Consider the following 16,879-nt stretch of genomic DNA (forward strand, 5'->3'; position numbering starts at 1 on the left):
TTATTAGTAAATGACAAAATAATATTAACAATAAGTTAACAATTCTCTTAATTTTGGAATCATCAATAAACGACCTTTAAAATTATTTATATAATAATTAAAAGGTAAAAAAATTGGGAATTAATAATCAACTTCTACAAACATCTATTAATATGCAAAAACTCGATTTTAAAAACATTTGTTGCAGCACTAAATATTGTTTTTCCTTCTTACTGCTTCTTATAATAGGGCAGTTTGCTGTTGCTCAAAACCAAGTAAAAGGAACTGTGTATGATTCTAATGGAGTAACGCTACTAGGAGTTGCTGTTATAGAAAGAGGCACCACCAATGGTGTGGTGACCGATTTTGATGGTGGTTATATAATTAACGTAAATGAAAACGCCACTTTAGTGTTTAGTTACATAGGGTTTACTACTAAAGAAATTGTAGTAAATAATAAAGAACTCATTAATGTAACATTAGAAGAAAGTGTTGAAGGTTTAGATGAGGTCGTCGTTATAGGCTACGGCTCGCAACGAAAAGAACAATTAAGTGGTTCTGTGTCTAGTGTAGATACAGAAGCATTAGAAACTATACCACAAGTTGGAATTGATCAAATGATGCAAGGTAGAGCGGCAGGTGTGAGTATTACTCAGAATTCTGGTCAGCCTGGTAGTGCAGTTTCTGTAAGAATTAGAGGTATAAATACTATTACAGGTTCTAGTGAGCCTTTATATATTATTGATGGTGTACCAGTGTCTGGAGATTCTAATAATACAGGTACTAGTGGACGGTCTATTGCAGATAATGGATTGGGTGAGAGTTCTGGTTCTACAGGAGTAAGCCCGTTGTCAGCATTAAACCCTAATGATGTAGAATCTATTGATATTCTTAAAGATGCTTCTGCTACGGCAATATATGGGTCTAGAGGATCGAATGGTGTTGTGATTATTACAACAAAAAAAGGTAAAAATAGCAAAGGAACACTTGCGTATAGCACATTTTTGGCTATTCAGCGTCCTACAAACTTAATTGAAGTTCTAGATTTACCTGGCTACGCAAGGTTGCAGAATGAAATCGGTGAAATATACGGTCTTAATCCTCAGATAGCTTTTTTAAATCCGAACTTATTAGGACCAGGAACTAATTGGCAAAAAGAAATTTTTAGTGACGCCATTATGCAAAATCATCAAGTATCTTTTTCTGGTGGTAATGAAGGTATAAATTACTTTTTGTCTTCAGGATATGTCGATCAAGAGGGAACGGTAATAGGATCTTCATTCGACCGTATTTCATTAAGAGCTAATGTGAATGCTAAATTAAATAAGTCCATTAATGTTGGGGCCAGTTTTACGATGAGTAGAACAAATGAAAGCCTAACCTTAAATAACTCAACTAATGGACTTATCGGACTTTCTTTATTAAATAATCCTGCAACGGCAGTTTATAATCCAGATGGTTCTTTTGCTGGCCCTGTTACTGCTGAAGAAATTGCTTTTGGTGTAAGAAACCCAATTGCTGAGGCATTAAGCGTTAAAAACAAATTAACAAGAAATAGAGTTTTAGGAAATATTTTTAGTGAGTTTAAAATATCAGATAACTTTACCTACAGATTAGAAGTCGGTGGTGATTTTGGAAATAATATTAGTAACAGATTTCAGCCTACATTTAGCTATGGTGCTATAGAAAGGGGAACTAATAATTTAAGTATAAGAAATGAAAACACCGATTTTTGGATTGTAAAAAACTTATTTACGTTTAATAAAACGTTTAACGGTAAGCATAACTTTACAGCATTAGTAGGACACGAGGTACAAGAGTCTAGATGGGAAGGTGCAATTGCTCAAGATGGAGATTTTGTAAGTAACGATGTTCCAATTTTAGGAACAGGAGATGCTAATGACTTTACAGATCAATACAAAGGAAGTGCGGCATTAGAATCCTATTTTGGAAGGTTAATCTATTCTTTAGATAATAAGTATAATGTGACGGCATCACTTAGAGCAGATGGGTCTTCAAAATTTGCTGAAGGTAATAAATGGGGTTATTTCCCTTCTATTTCAGCAGCATGGAGAATATCTAATGAGAGTTTTATGGATGGTTTTACGGCGATAGAAAATATAAAACTATATGGAGGTTATGGTGAAGTAGGTAATCAAAACATTCCAAACTTTGCGTATGGAGCACGTTTGAATACAATCTCAACAGGGACTGGAACAGGATTCGAATATGCGAATTTTGCGAACGAAGACTTAACTTGGGAATCGTCTACACAAACAAATTTTGGTTTAAATTTTACCTTATTCGATTCGAAATTAAACGCAACAGTTGAGGTTTACAAAAAAGTTTCAAAAGATTTTCTTTATCAACTTGCAGTAACCGATTTTATAACGGGAGGTAATTCACCAGGAGCTATTACTCCGCCGTGGGTAAACTTAGGTGAAATGCAAAATACAGGTGTAGATGTTACTTTAAGTTACAAAACTGATGCAAAGGATTTTAATTGGAGTTCATCATTAACGGTGTCGCATTACAAAAACAGAGTAAATGAGCTTTTAGGAGATTTAACTATAAATGGGGATCTTTCTTTAGATAATTCTAATCAGAACATAACCTTAACTCAAGTAGGACAGCCTATAGGTTTATTCTACGGATACCAAGTAGAAGGTCTTTTTAGAACTTTAGATGACATCAATGGTGCACCAATTCAATTCGGAAGACCATTTGAAGATGCCTTGTTTGGTTCAACATGGCTAGGAGATGTAAAATATAAAGATGTAAGTGGTCCAGACGGTGTTCCGGATGGTATTATTAATGGTGATGATAGAACCGTAATAGGAAATCCACATCCAGATTTCACGTTTGGTTTTCAAAACTCATTCTCTTATAAAAGCTTTGATGTATCCATATTTATGCAAGGGTCTTATGGGAATGATATTTTCAATGCTATCGGACGTTCTTTAACAGCAGGAAATAGAACCTATACAAATCAAGTTTCTTCAGTATTAGACTATTGGTCTATTGATAATCCTAATGCAGGTTCTCCGAGACTAGCTAGAAATGATACACCAAATATTAATATATCAGATAGATATGTAGAGGATGGTTCTTATCTTAGGATACAGAATGTAACTTTAGGGTATACGTTACCAAGTAAATTTTCAAAAGATATTGGGTTGAGTAAACTAAAAGTATATGGAAGTATTCAAAATCTACACACATTTACTAAATACTCAGGTTATGATCCAGAGGTTGGGGCATATAACCAAAATGCACTTTTATTGGGAGTGGATAATGGACGTTATCCATCACCAAGAACATTTACGCTAGGAATCAATGTTGAATTTTAAAAACCAAGATATAATGAATAATTTATTACGAACTAAGTTTTTGCTGACATTGGCAGTATTATTTCTTCTGCCATCATGTACTCACGAATTTTTAGATAGGCCACCAGAAGATTCGTATAACGTTGTAGACTTTTATCAAACAGAAGAGCAGGTTAATTCTGGAACGAATCACTTATATTCTAAACCTTGGTTTAATTTCATCTCTAATGTTTCTTGGTGTGTTGGTGAATTAAGTTCAGGTAACGGACGTACATGGGATCCTAGAAATGCCGATTTTAGTAATTTTGCAATTACAGGAGAACACGGAACATTAACCCAAGCTTGGGAGTCTTTATACGCTGTAATTGCACAAGCAAACTCAGTCATAAATACCTTGCCGGAATTTGTTAATCCAGATATCCCTCAAGATGTCGTTAATAATGCTATAGGCGAAGCGCGTTTTATTCGTGCAACAGCTTATTTTTATCTTGTAAGGATTTTTGGTTCTATTCCAATCATTGCAGATAATGATGAATATATACTAGAACCTGTTGTTCCTAGAAATCCAGAGTCTGATGTTTATGAGTTTATAAAAAGGGATTATCAATTTGCAGTAGATAATTGTTATCAAAAAATTAGAGGTGGTAGTTATGAGTTAAATGCAAAAGTTTCTAGTGGTTCTGCAAAAGCAATGTTAGCTAAGATTTACTTATATGAGCAAAATTATACGCAAGCTTTCCAATTATCTCAAGAGGTAATTAATTCTGGTGAATTTAAATTATATGGTGGTGACGCAGCAGATGGTGATGCTTCAGGTAGTTATTATGATTTGTTCTTAACCGCTAATGATAATAATCCGGAATCAATTTTTGCGCTACAATGGTCAACATCTGGTCAATATGCAGAAGGTAATGGTTTACAATCTCTTTTCGCACAAGCTGGTATCACTGGGTTCTCGGATGGATGGTCTGCGATTGGACCATCAATAGATTTACAAGAGGCTTATGAAGACAAGGAGCTAGATGTACGTTATTATGCTACAATAATGGATCCTGGTTCTTATTATCCGGATTTAAACGGAGGGTATACTGTATCTGATGCCGTGAACCATCAAGGTACAAATGTTGGAATAAAAAAATATGTCGTAGGTAATGCCGCAACTAATGGTGGCGGAGGACAACAGAGTTATCCTAATAATACTTACATCCTTAGATACGGTGAGTTGTTATTAATAAATGCAGAAGCAGCAATTATGGGAGGAGGTTCAAATTCATTTGGAACCGAATCTCTTAATAAAGTACGTAGACGTGCAGGTTTAGAGAATATAGATAACCCAGATATTGATGATGTTTTTCAAGAAAGACGTATTGAGTTGGCTTTCGAATTCGAATTTTGGTACGATGTTGTAAGACGTGGGCCTGCTTTTGCACTGAATTATTTGAGTAATACAGAGCGAGGAGCTTATAATAACGATACAACTCCTCCAACAGTTAACTCTGAAATGTATAGTCCTACAATGGATGATATGGTGTTTCCATATCCAACAAACGAAATTCAAAATAACCCAGCATTACAACAACCTCCGGTGCCTTATAATTTTGGAGAATAAAAATAAAAAAGAAGATTATGAAAAAAAATAATTTCACATTGAACAACATATCTGCTTTCTTTTTAATGTTGTTAGCCTTAGTCCAGTTAACGTCTTGCGAAAACGAATTCCAAAAAGATTCAATTCCAGAAGCGACCGCACCACCAGTTATTGAGAGTGTGAGCGAAGCTAGAGAAGATGTGCCTGTAACACAAGGTGTATTAGAAGGAACGTATATTATAAGAGGGAAGAATTTAGCGTCATTACTATCTATTGACTTTAATGGATTTCCAGCCGGATTTAATCCAGCGCTTTTAACTGATAATATAGCTTTTGTAAAAGTACCATTGGAAGCACCTTATGTAAATCAAGCAAATGTGCTGCGTTTAGAAAATTTAAAAGGTGTAACCGAATATGATTTTTCATTATTAACTATTGATGGATTTACTGAAGAAACGGTAGATGGAATTAAAATAGTTAAGCTTCAGGGGGGTGACTTTACAGATACGTCTACAGTAACCTTTGTATCCGGATCAGAAGAAAATGGAAACTTAGTTGAAGCACCAGCAACAATATTATCTATTACTGAAACAGAAGTTGCTGTAGAGGTGCCATCTGGTATAGAACAAGCTTTTATTTATTTAGCGACGAGTAGAGGTGCTGTTGCACAATCCGACTCTTACGGATTTAGCTATTCTATTTATATAGATGCTTTGCACCCAGATTGGACGACAAGTGAATGGGGAGGGACGCACGATTTAGCGTCTTCTGAAGTTGCTCTAGGCGAATACTCAATTAAAAGTGTTAGAGAAGCCTGGTCTGGACTGTCTTTCTTAATACCAAATATTCCATTTGATGAATATGATGCCCTTACAGTTTCTGTATATGGAACAGGAGCAGTAGGCGATAAAGTGCAAATTGCTTTAAATGATTTTGATGGAGCACAGACAGTACAGCCTATAGAACTGATACCAGGAGTATGGAATAAAGTCGTGATTCCTTTATCTGATTTTTATACAAATGGTGGTGCGCCAGACACTCTATTTAGACTGGATTTTCAAGAGGCATCTAATACAGGGTTAGCACAATACATTTTCTATATTGATGATTTTGGTTTCCTGTAATAGAAATTAATCAAGTGGAGTTTAAAAACTAATTATTAAAAATATTTGTAATGAAAATATCTAAAACCTTTTATATCTCTTTGCTTGTTGTCTTTACTTGCTTTTACTCTTGTAAAGAGGATGACGATATATTCCAATCAACAAGTAGTCCTAAAAATATTTCAGAGATTGTATCCGAACGACAGAGTTTGTCTATACTTTCTGATGCATTAGCTCAAGTGCATTTAGATTCTACTTTAAGTAGTACAACTACCTATACGGTTTTTGCTCCAGATAACTCGGCTTTTAGTGATTCAAACATAACGTCATTAACAAATGAAGCATTGGAGAATGTATTATTAAACCATGTGTTAAGTACAGTCACAGCTGATTTTACAGGAGGAATGGAAACGGGGTATTTAACGACTTTAGCTACTGGTCCAGATGATAATAATATTAGTTTTTATACAAATGCAGAAGGTGATCTTATATTTAATGGAGTAGCGTCATTGGTAGACAATGCATTCGACTTAGGAGCGACCAATGGAATTATTCATACTGTAGACGCTGTTTTAATGCCGCCAACAGTTGTAGATCATGTTATGGCAAATCCTGATTATTCTAGTTTGGCAAGTGCCATTGCATTGTCTGGATTAAGTGAAACATTGTCAATATCAGATCCTGAAAACGAAAATTATCCTTATACTTTATTTGCGCCTAACAATACAGCATTTGAAGCCTTAATCGCTCAAGTTAATGGTGCTTTTGGATGGGCGTCTTTAAGTGATATTCCAGAAGCGGTATTACAACAAATTTTATTATATCATGTCGTTTCTGGTGCTAATACGCGTTCTTCGGAAGTTGATGGTACAACGCAGACTTCCATGCAAGGAGATTCATTTTCCATTAGCGGAACATTAATAGATGATACCTCTTATAATAATGCGGAAATTGTTCTTACAGATATTCAGGGAATAAATGGTGTGGTGCATGGTGTTGACAAAGTGTTATTGCCAGAAGAGGTTTTTCAAAGCATATTAAGTGCAACTCTTAATATTGTTGAAAGATCTAATGATAGAGGTTTTACAACCTTTTTAGAAGCTGTAGAAAAAGTGGGGCTTACAAATAGTTTGTCAACAGATGACTTGACTGCTTTTGCACCTAATAATGATGCTTTTGTAGGACTTTTTGCGGCCATAAATAATTTTGAAACTTTAGCAGATTTTGATACACCTGAAGAATTAGCTGTATTAACCGATTTAATAAACTATCATCTTCATGCTGGTAGTTTAATGGCGAGTCAGTTAACGGATGGTGGAACAATATCTACACTATATGGTGATAATATTACAGCAGATTTATCTGGTGATAACGCTAGATTGTTACCGTCTTTTGGTGATGCAATCCCATCTACTATTACAATGGCGAATATTGGTGCTAATAATGGTGTTATTCATGAAATTAACCGCGTTTTAATCCCTGAAGCATTACTAAGTGCTCTTGGAATTGAAACAGGTGAAGGCGGATTATGTCCTGTAGGAGATCCTTCGATGGTATTCTTCGATTGGGATTCAAACGGACCTTGGTGGGGAAATGTTGTTGCAGAAAATACGGCGGCGTTAAGTATTGACGGTAGCTCGTATGGTAGAGCAAATTTCCAAACAGGAGGTGTAGGTTGGCAAGATTTATTTTGGAGAAACGATGCCGGGACTTTTAATGGTGCTGCAGCAGTAGGTAGTAATCTAAGTAATTACTCATTAAAGTTTGATTTAAATGTCATAGAACCTATGACAGGCGGTATGGTAAGAATTAGATTTAATGATGCCGACGGTGTAGATGCTTTTTATGATTGGGCACCTTGGAATGACACCGGTGAGCCTTTTACGACTGACGGATGGGAAACGATTGAAATCCCACTTTCCGTATTAGGTGTTCCAGACTTTAGTTTGGTAGATGCGGAATTCGGTATGGCATTTGAAGGGGCTGATGTGCTTTTAAATTTTGCGATAGATAATGTGCGTTTTGATACACCAGGATGTGGTGGTCCAGATCCTATAGATGATACGTCTTTAGTATTCTTTGATTGGGATGCTAATGGACCATGGTGGGGAAATGTTGTAGCAGAAAATGATGTTTCACTAAGTTTAGATGGTAGCGCTTACGGTAGAGCAAATTTCCAAACTGGTGGTGACGGATGGCAAGATTTGTTCTGGAGAAATGATGCTGGAACTTTTAATGGAGCGTCAACTGTAGGGTCTAATTTATCGGGTTACGTCTTAAAATTTGATATCAATACGTTAGAGCCATTAACAGCAGGTGTGTTTAGAATTAGATTTAATGATTCTGATGGAGTTGATGCTTTTTATGATTGGGCACCATGGAATGATACAGGAGAAGCATTTGATTCTGAAGGTTGGACAACCGTTTCAATACCGTGTTCAATACTAGGAGTGCCAGATTTTAGTCTTGTTGATGCAGAATTTGGGATGGCATTTGAAGGTGCAGATGTATTATTAAATTTTGCGATAGATAATGTGCGTTTCGAAGCTTTATAATAATTGATTTTTTTAGCAAGATGAAGTCCCTGTAATTTTTTTACAGGGATTTTTTCATTTGTAAAACATGAAATATCGTTTAGTTGCTTGTGCTTTTTTTTTATAAATATTAATGGATAGCGACTTGAAGATTTAACAAAATGTCTTCTATTTGTGAGCGTTTTTGTGTTATTCTAAACTCTAACTGTGCTAAAATTAATGATTAAATTCGGGAATTACTCGAGAATATAAAAACCAAAAAAGCCTTAAATCATTTATTTCTAAATGTTTAAGGCTTGTTAGTGGTGGTGCCTCCAGGAATCGAACCAGGGACACAAGGATTTTCAGTCCTTTGCTCTACCAACTGAGCTAAGGCACCAATTGCTTTGTTAAGCGGGTGCAAATATAAAAGCATTTTTATTATTAACAAAAGGAATTTGATAAAATTTGATTTTATAAATTTGTAACTTAGAATTTACTTATGAATCTTATTGTAGATGTGGGGAATACGTATGTTAAGTTTGCGGTTTATAATGACGCAGATTTAATTTATAAATTGAGTTTTAAGCTTAATGAGTTTAAAAAACAGTATAAAATATTAAAAAAAGACTTTCCAAAGTTGAAAAAAGCAATTATTTCTTCTGTCGGTCACTTGGCTATGGAGCAGTTAGAATTAATTGGAAATGATTTAAATACAATCGAATTAACTTCAGACTTAAAATTTCCGTTTAAAAATGATTATCAAACACCAACAACACTAGGTGTAGATCGTATTGCTTTGGTTTGTGCTTCCGTTTATCAATTTCCTGACAAAAATGTTTTGATTATTGATGCAGGTACTTGTATTACATACGATTTTGTTACAAAAGAGAACCACTATCTAGGCGGTGCTATTTCTCCTGGACTGCGATTACGATATATCGCATTAAATAATTTAACAGCAAATCTTCCGTTATTAGAGACGAAGTTGCCTCATAATGTTATCGGTGATTCAACAGAATCATCAATTCATTCCGGTGTGGTTTATGGTGCAATTAAAGAAATTGATGGAGTAATCGATCAATATCGTGAAGATAATTCAGATTTAACAGTTATTTTAACAGGTGGAGATAGTAAATTTTTGTCAAACCAATTAAAAAATACCATATTTGCGAAATCAAATTTTCTTTTGGACGGTTTGAATTTCATTCTAGAATATAATTCAAAATAATGATAAAACGATTCATTGTAATATGTATTACAATTATAGGTTCTGCAGCTTTTGCACAACAAGGAACTAGTTCTCCATATTCTTTTTATGGTATTGGAAGTCTTAAGTTTAAAGGTACTGTAGAAAATCGCAGTATGGGAGGAATAGGTGTTTACTTAGATAGTATACATTTTAATTTAAGAAATCCAGCTTCTTACGCTGGGAATGCTCTAAAGGGAAGCTATTTTAATGGCGAAAGTAGACCTGTGAAGTTCACAGTTGCAGGTACTATGACGAATACGACTTTAAAAAGTAACACCGGAGAGGCAAAGACTAATAATGCGATATTCGATTATTTAGCCATATCAGTACCTGTTGGTAAATTTGGCTTTGGCTTTGGTTTATTGCCTTTTACGTCAGTAGGATATAGACTCGATGATATTAATGATGACAGTGTTTTAGTAAACCGTTTCAGTGGTGAAGGTGGTTTAAACAGGGTTTTTGCTGGTTTAGGATATCAAATCACAGAAAAACTGAGCGTTGGTGTGGACTTTAATTATAACTTCGGGAATGTTCAAAATAATGCACTCGAAGTTGAATATACTCCAGAGGGTGAAGTAGTACAGTATCAAACAAGAGAGTATAACAGATCAGATTTAAATGGTTTAAATTTAAATTTTGGTGTGAATTACAAAACTATGGTTACTGATAAGTTAGAGTTGTCCACGACAGCAACTTTTGCGCCAGGCAGTAAACTTAATTCAGAGAACATAAGAACGTACTCAACGGTTACTGTAGATGGTTCTACGCTAGAAACTACAGCGACATCTAGCACAATTGATGCCGATCTAGAAGCTATAAATCTAAAAAATACAAAATTAACGTTACCATCAACCTTGTCTATTGGAGTAGGTATAGGGGATCCGAAATCTTGGTTTATAGGTACAGAATACACGTATCAAAGTTCAAGTGATTTTTCTAATCCTGTTTTTTCTAATAGCATCTCTACTTATGAAAACGCATCGAAAATAGCTATTGGTGGCTTTTATATTCCAGATTATAATGCGTTTTCAGGATATCATAAACGTGTGGTTTATAGAGCAGGATTTAACTTTGCAAATACAGGTTTAGTTATAAAAGATGAATCCATTAAAGAGTTTGGCATATCTTTTGGTCTAGGTTTACCAGTTGGAAGTCGAAACCTTTTCTCTAATGCCAATTTAGGCTTAGAATTTGGAAAACGAGGGACAACGAATCAAAATTTAATTCAGGAGAATTTTATAAACTTTAATATAAGTTTATCTTTAAACTCTAGATGGTTTGAACAAAGGAAGTATAAATAACAAAATTAACTAAAGATGAAGACGAGAATTACTATACTATTTTTAGCACTGTTTATGAGTGTTAACTTAGGGTTTGCTCAGCAAGATGAAGAATGTATGAACAACCTATCAATTTTTGATAGTTATGTAAAAAGCAAAAAATATGATGATGCTTACGGACCTTGGAAAATTGTTAGAGAAAAGTGTCCTAAATTTAATAGAGCAATCTATGTACATGGTGAGAAAATATTAAACCATAAAATAGAAAATTCTACAGGAGCAGAACAAGTAGCTTACATTAAAGACTTAATGCTTTTGCATGACCAAAGTAGAGAACACTTTGCATCTAAGTATGATTTAGGCGGAGTTTTAGAGGATAAGGCTAACTTAGCTTATAAGTATAGAAAAGAATTAAACATGTCTGACGAACAGATTTACAACATGTTTGATGATATTGCTAAGCAAGATCCTACAAACTTTACAAACGCTAAAGGGCTTTATACTTATTTTTCTTTAATCGTTGATTTATTTGATGCGGAAAAGAAAACAGCTCAACAAATGTTTGATAAATATGATGATGTTATTGAATTGATTGATGGTATCGAAAAGAGTCATACAGAAAAACTGAATAAGTTAGTTGAAAAGGAAGAAAGTGGTGCTGAATTAACGAAAACAGAATTGAAATACAAGAATTATCACGAAAGTAGTTTAGAAGCTTTTGATAAGGTGAAATCTAGTATGGATCAAAAAGTAGGGGAAAGAGCGACTTGTGAAGTCTTAGTGCCATTATACGAAAGAGATTTTGAAGAAAACAAAACTAATGGTGAGTGGTTACAACGTGCTATGAATAGAATGTATGCTAAAGATTGTAAAGAAGATCCATTATTCTTAAAATTAGTTCAACAAAAGAATACTATTGAGCCAAATGCCGATACTGCTTATTACCTCTATATACTTACTGGTGAGCAAAAATATATGGATCAAACAATCGCTTTATCAACAGATCCTTTAAAAAAGGCGAAGTTATATAAAGGTTTAGCAAATGAGCTTAAGTCTAAAGGAAGCTACGGAAAAGCAAGACAATATTATATGGAAGCTTTAAAACTAAATCCTTCAGATGGTTCACCACATTTAGCAATTGCAGCGATGTATGCTAAAAGCGCAAATAGCTGTGGAGATACTAACTTTAACAAAAGAGCGGTATTTTGGTTAGCTGCGATTGAAGCAGAAAAAGCAGGACGAGTAGATGGCCGTTTAAGAAGTGCAGCAGCCCAAACTGCAACTAGCTATAGAGCTAGCGCGCCTTCTAAAACAGAAATCTTTAACTGTACTTGCGCAGGTGAGGTTATCCAAATAGGATGTTGGATAGGACGTTCAGTAACTGTACCAAAGAATTAATTGAAAATAAAAAATTCACATATCATTAAAAACCTAGTCACAGCAATTGTTGTGACTTTGTTTTTTTCGTGTAGCAATGACTTTAACGAAGTTCAAAAAGTTGGTATACTACAGAATCAACCTATTGGTGAGGCTGAAAATATAGATTTAAAATATACCGTACTTAAAGAAGATACCGTTAGGTTAGTTGCTAATCTGTTAAGTCCAAAAATGCTAGATTATTCTAATCGGAATTTTGCTTTTAATGAATTTCCAATAGGTATAGAGCTTAAAATATACGACGAAAACAATAACCAAACGACTATAACATCTAACTATGCTATCGTCTATTCTGGAACGGACATTATCGATTTGCGTGGAGATGTACAAATAGCAACTCACCAAAAAGACACGTTGTTTACAGAGCAACTGTATTACAATCAAAAGTTAGAGTGGGCGTTTACTAATGAGCCCTTCGTCTTTAAAAGCTTAACAAATAGCACACATGGTGTCGGCTTTGATTCTGATAAAGAATTTAAAAGGTATCAGATGTTAGAAATGGGAGGCGAAATAGAACTCGATAATTAACTATCTTTGCCACATAATTATATTACTTAACAGATGAAGATACAGAAGATTTTTCATTACGCTTATATTATTTTTGCAGTACTGTTTGTATACGATGCCATTTCTAAATGGTCCGATAATAGAAACGGTGCATACATGTCACTGGTTTTTGCAGCTTTAGCAACGTTTATGTTTTTCTTTAGAAAGCGCTTCAGTAAAAAATTTGAAGATCGTAACAATCAGTAACGTATGACTGCTGATATAGTCATAATTAGTAGTACCCTTTTACTTTCCGCTTTTTTCTCTGGTATGGAAATCGCTTATGTCTCCTCCAATAAAATTCATATAGAATTAGAGAAGAAACAAGGAGATTTTTTAGGGAAGATTTTGGGTAAGCTTACTGCCAAGCCATCAAAATATATAGCGACTATGCTTATTGGAAACAATATTGCATTAGTTATCTATGGTTTTAAAATGGGGGATATTTTGGTGGACTGGTTTCAGACTAAGTTACCTTCAGATAGCACTGCTTTAACATATTTATTTGTTGATTTACAATTGTTAACACAAACTGTAATTTCAACTTTGGTTATTTTGATTACGGCAGAATTTTTACCTAAAGTATTCTTTCAGATTTATGCCAACACGTTGTTAAAGGTGTTAGCATTTCCAACGTATGTCTTTTATGTCTTGTTTTCTTGGGTTTCAGATTTTATAATTTGGATTTCAGATGCTGTTTTAAAACACATTTTTAGAGCTGAAGGCGAAGATGTGGTTTTAGCAATGACTAAAGTTGAACTTGGAAATTATATTACGGAACAGATGGAGTCTGTAGAAAATCACGATGATGTAGATAGTGAGATTCAAATTTTTCAGAATGCCTTAGAGTTTTCAGAAGTAAAAGCTCGTGAAGTTATGGTGCCACGTACAGAGATAACTGGTGTAGAAATTTCTGATTCTATTGAAAACTTAAGACAGCTTTTTATTGAAACGGGTAGAACGAAAATTATTGTATATAAAGACAGCATCGATGATATTTTGGGCTATGTGCATTCTTTCGAATTGTTTAAAAAACCCGAAACAATTAAGTCTATTATAATCCGTGTTGCTTTTGTACCCGAAACAATTCTTATTAAAGATGTGTTGAATATTTTGACTAAAAAACGTCGAAGCATGGCAGTGGTTATTGATGAGTACGGCGGAACCTCTGGAATTATGACTGTTGAAGATATCGTTGAAGAATTATTCGGTGAAATTGAAGATGAACACGATCTGGTTGAGATGGTAGAGGAGCAAATCGATGATAATACCTATAAATTTACGGCAAGATTAGAAGTCGACTACATTAATGAAACATATAAATTAAATCTTCCTGAAAGCGAAAATTATGAAACTTTAGGTGGATTAATAGTTCATGCTACAGAAGGCATTCCACAAGAGAACGATGATGTGCAAATCGAAAATTTCAAGTTTACCATTACAGAAGTGTCTTCTACAAAAATTGATGAGGTGATACTAAAGGTTCTTAATATAGATTAGTTGTTTTTTAGAGTTTAAAAATTCTGAATTCTTTCACCATTTTTGTCTATTATAGTTGTGTTATTTAGGTGCATTTCAACTAAATTTTGAATAAAACCGCTAACACTTATAAAAACTACACTTCTCCTTTTATTATTTAGTAGAATATACTATTTTCGCAGACTTATTTACACCAAATTAAAGACATTACAAAAAGACTATGGCTGTTTTAAATAAAATTAGACAACGCTCACTAGTATTAATATTAGTAATTGCATTAGCGTTATTTTCATTCGTAATTGGAGATTTATTCAAAAATTCTGATGCCCTCACAGGTGAATCACAAGATGTGATTGCTACCATTAATGGTACAGACATCAACCGAAATGAGTTTCAGCAAAAAGTAAAAAATTACCAAGATAGATCTGGAGGAAGACAAACCTCTACACAATCTATGAATGCAATTTACAATCAAGAAGTTCGTAGAATTGTGTTGCAATCAGAATTTGAAGAATTAGGATTGTCTGTTGAAAAAGACGAAATGCGAGATTTATTGAAAACTAGTTTTTCTTCATATCCAGAATTTCAAGATGCTAACGGAAACTTTGATGTTAATCGTTTAAATGCATTTATTGCAAACTTGAAAGATTTAAATGGTGACACTGCTCCTTTAGGAAATTTCTTAGTAAACTATGAAAGTTGGACAAGCAATGAGCAGACTATTGCTGCGAACGCAATTCAGCAAACGTATTATAATCTAGTTAAGGCGGGTATAGGAACAACGATTTCTGAAGCTGAGGAAGATTATTATGGAGATTCTAAGACCGTAGATATAAGCTACGTTCAAGTGCCTTACACAACTATTGCAGATAGTTTAGTTGCCGTTTCTAAAAGTGAGATCACTGCTTATATGAAAAAGCATGAGGATACTTATAAAACAGAAGCTACTAGAGAAGTTGTTTATGTAGAATTTAAGGAAGAAGCTTCTAAAGCTGATGAAGATAAAATACAAGCTGATTTATTAGCGTTAAAATCGGATAGAACTGAGTATAACGATAGCAGTAAAAATACAGAAACGATTCCAGGATTTGATTCTGCTACGGATATTGAGGAATTTGTAAATTCAAACTCAGCTATAAAATACAACGATGCTTTTTTAAGAGCAGGGCAATTACCAGCTGTAGCTAAAGACACGTTGATGAAATTAAGTGTTGGTGGTTATTACGGACCTTATAAAGATGGTGAATTCTATAAATTATCTAAAGTTGTTGCGACTAAGCAATTGCCAGATTCAGTAAAAGTTCGTCATATATTAGTTCCTTTTGTAGGTGGACAAAGAGCAGATGCGTCTGTAACTAAAACACCAGCAGAAGCAAAAGCTACTGCCGATAGTATTTTTGCTCAAATAAAAGCAGGTACTAAATTTATGGATCTATTAGAATTATCTTCTGATAAAGTAAGTAACGAGCAAGATGGTGAAATTGAATTTGACTATTTAGCAGGAATGGCACCAGAATTTAAAGCATTTGCTTTTGATAACAAAGAAGGTGATATCGATGTTGTACAAACATCTTTTGGTTACCATATTATTGAAGTATTAGAGCAAAAGAGTTTTAATAAAGCAATAAAAGTAGCAACAATTGCAAGTAAAATTGAACCATCTGACCAAACACTTCAGGATGTGTTTAACGTAATGTCTAAGTTTGAAATTGCTGCAAAAGATGGTGATTTTAATGCTTTAGCTAAAGAAGGTGAATTGAATGTTAAGCCAATTACATTTAAAGCGTTAGATGAAAATATCCCAGGACTTGGAAGTCAAAGAGAAGTTGTGCGTTGGGCTTTTGATAATGATACAGAAGCAGGCGATTACAAAAACTTTGCAATATCTAACTTTGGTTTTATAGTAGCTAAAGTGGTTGAGGTAAGAGAAAAAGGATTAATGAGTACTGAAGATGCTTCTATTACAGCATTACCAGAAATAAGAAAAGAAAAGAAAGCGAAGTTAATTCGTGAAAAAATTACAGGAACTACAGTTGCTGAGATCGCTAAGAATCAAGGTCAGAGTCCTAGAACAGCAGCAGCTCTTACTATTAAAAACACAACCTTATCTGGTGCAGGTGTTGAGCCTAAAGTTGTAGGAGCAGCATTTGGATTAGCTGAAGGAGCTACTTCTAAGCCGATTGATGGTGAAAAAGGTGTTTATGTTGTAGAAGTTACTAAGGTTAACGAACCTACTAAATTAGATAACTACGGAGCTATTGTGAACAGATTAAATGCTGAACGTAGAAACTCAGTACAAACTAAAGTATTTACTGCTTTAGAAAAAGCTGCAGATATCCAAGATAATAGAGCTAAAACGGTTTATTAACCATT

Annotated in this window: 11 protein-coding genes and 1 tRNA gene; 11 read left to right on the forward strand and 1 reads right to left on the reverse strand. The window is 34.2% G+C overall.

All coding sequences use genetic code 11. From position 1 onward, the window contains the following. The first annotated feature begins 152 nt into the window (after positions 1-152). From BLT80_RS05495 to BLT80_RS05510, 4 genes are read left to right on the forward strand one after another with little or no spacing between them, the layout of a single operon-like run. Entirely contained in the window at positions 153-3,329 is a 3,177-nt protein-coding gene (locus BLT80_RS05495; RefSeq protein WP_139181019.1) for a SusC/RagA family TonB-linked outer membrane protein, read from the forward strand. Positions 3,330-3,342: 13 nt separating this feature from the next. Continuing rightward, positions 3,343-4,917 (forward strand): RagB/SusD family nutrient uptake outer membrane protein, encoded by a 1,575-nt coding sequence (locus tag BLT80_RS05500; RefSeq protein ID WP_175455547.1) that lies wholly within the window; start codon positions 3,343-3,345, stop codon positions 4,915-4,917. 17 nt (positions 4,918-4,934) lie between these two features. Further along, positions 4,935-6,020: a hypothetical protein gene (locus BLT80_RS05505; protein WP_092466558.1), complete on the forward strand. Its 1,086-nt coding sequence runs from the start codon at positions 4,935-4,937 to the stop codon at positions 6,018-6,020. 50 nt (positions 6,021-6,070) lie between these two features. Further along, positions 6,071-8,554 (forward strand): glycan-binding surface protein, encoded by a 2,484-nt coding sequence (locus BLT80_RS05510; protein WP_092466559.1) that lies wholly within the window; start codon positions 6,071-6,073, stop codon positions 8,552-8,554. A 282-nt stretch (positions 8,555-8,836) separates the two neighbouring features. Here the strand turns inward: BLT80_RS05510 and BLT80_RS05515 are convergent. Then, positions 8,837-8,912: transfer RNA gene (locus BLT80_RS05515), tRNA-Phe, on the reverse strand. Positions 8,913-9,014: 102 nt separating this feature from the next. Between BLT80_RS05515 and BLT80_RS05520 the strand changes: the two genes are divergently transcribed. The 7 genes from BLT80_RS05520 (at position 9,015) to BLT80_RS05550 (ending at position 16,874) form a co-directional block, all read left to right on the forward strand. After that, complete coding sequence (locus BLT80_RS05520) at positions 9,015-9,743, forward strand: type III pantothenate kinase (RefSeq protein WP_092466560.1); 729 nt, start codon at positions 9,015-9,017, stop codon at positions 9,741-9,743. Next, complete coding sequence (locus BLT80_RS05525; RefSeq protein WP_092466561.1) at positions 9,743-11,065, forward strand: BamG family beta-barrel-assembly machinery protein; 1,323 nt, start codon at positions 9,743-9,745, stop codon at positions 11,063-11,065. The genes BLT80_RS05520 and BLT80_RS05525 overlap by 1 nt, the downstream gene beginning before the upstream one ends. Positions 11,066-11,080: 15 nt before the next feature. Next, on the forward strand, positions 11,081-12,442 hold the full coding sequence (locus tag BLT80_RS05530; RefSeq protein ID WP_092466562.1) for a tetratricopeptide repeat protein: 1,362 nt from the start codon (positions 11,081-11,083) through the stop codon (positions 12,440-12,442). Continuing rightward, a complete protein-coding gene (gene lptC / locus BLT80_RS05535; protein ID WP_092466563.1) occupies positions 12,443-13,009 on the forward strand; it encodes an LPS export ABC transporter periplasmic protein LptC in 567 nt (188 codons plus the stop codon). It begins immediately after the preceding gene. A gap of 33 nt (positions 13,010-13,042) precedes the next feature. Continuing rightward, on the forward strand, positions 13,043-13,234 hold the full coding sequence (locus BLT80_RS05540) for a hypothetical protein (protein ID WP_092466564.1): 192 nt from the start codon (positions 13,043-13,045) through the stop codon (positions 13,232-13,234). Positions 13,235-13,237: 3 nt separating this feature from the next. Then, the gene (locus BLT80_RS05545; protein WP_092466565.1) at positions 13,238-14,527 is read left to right on the forward strand and encodes a hemolysin family protein; all 1,290 of its coding nucleotides are present in this window, start codon (positions 13,238-13,240) and stop codon (positions 14,525-14,527) included. A 199-nt stretch (positions 14,528-14,726) separates the two neighbouring features. Next, positions 14,727-16,874 carry a peptidylprolyl isomerase gene (locus BLT80_RS05550; protein WP_092466566.1) on the forward strand — a complete coding sequence of 716 codons (2,148 nt, stop codon included), beginning with the start codon at positions 14,727-14,729 and terminating at the stop codon, positions 16,872-16,874. Positions 16,875-16,879 lie beyond the last annotated feature (5 nt).

Source organism: Winogradskyella thalassocola (assembly GCF_900099995.1).
GTDB classification, from domain to species: domain Bacteria; phylum Bacteroidota; class Bacteroidia; order Flavobacteriales; family Flavobacteriaceae; genus Winogradskyella; species Winogradskyella thalassocola.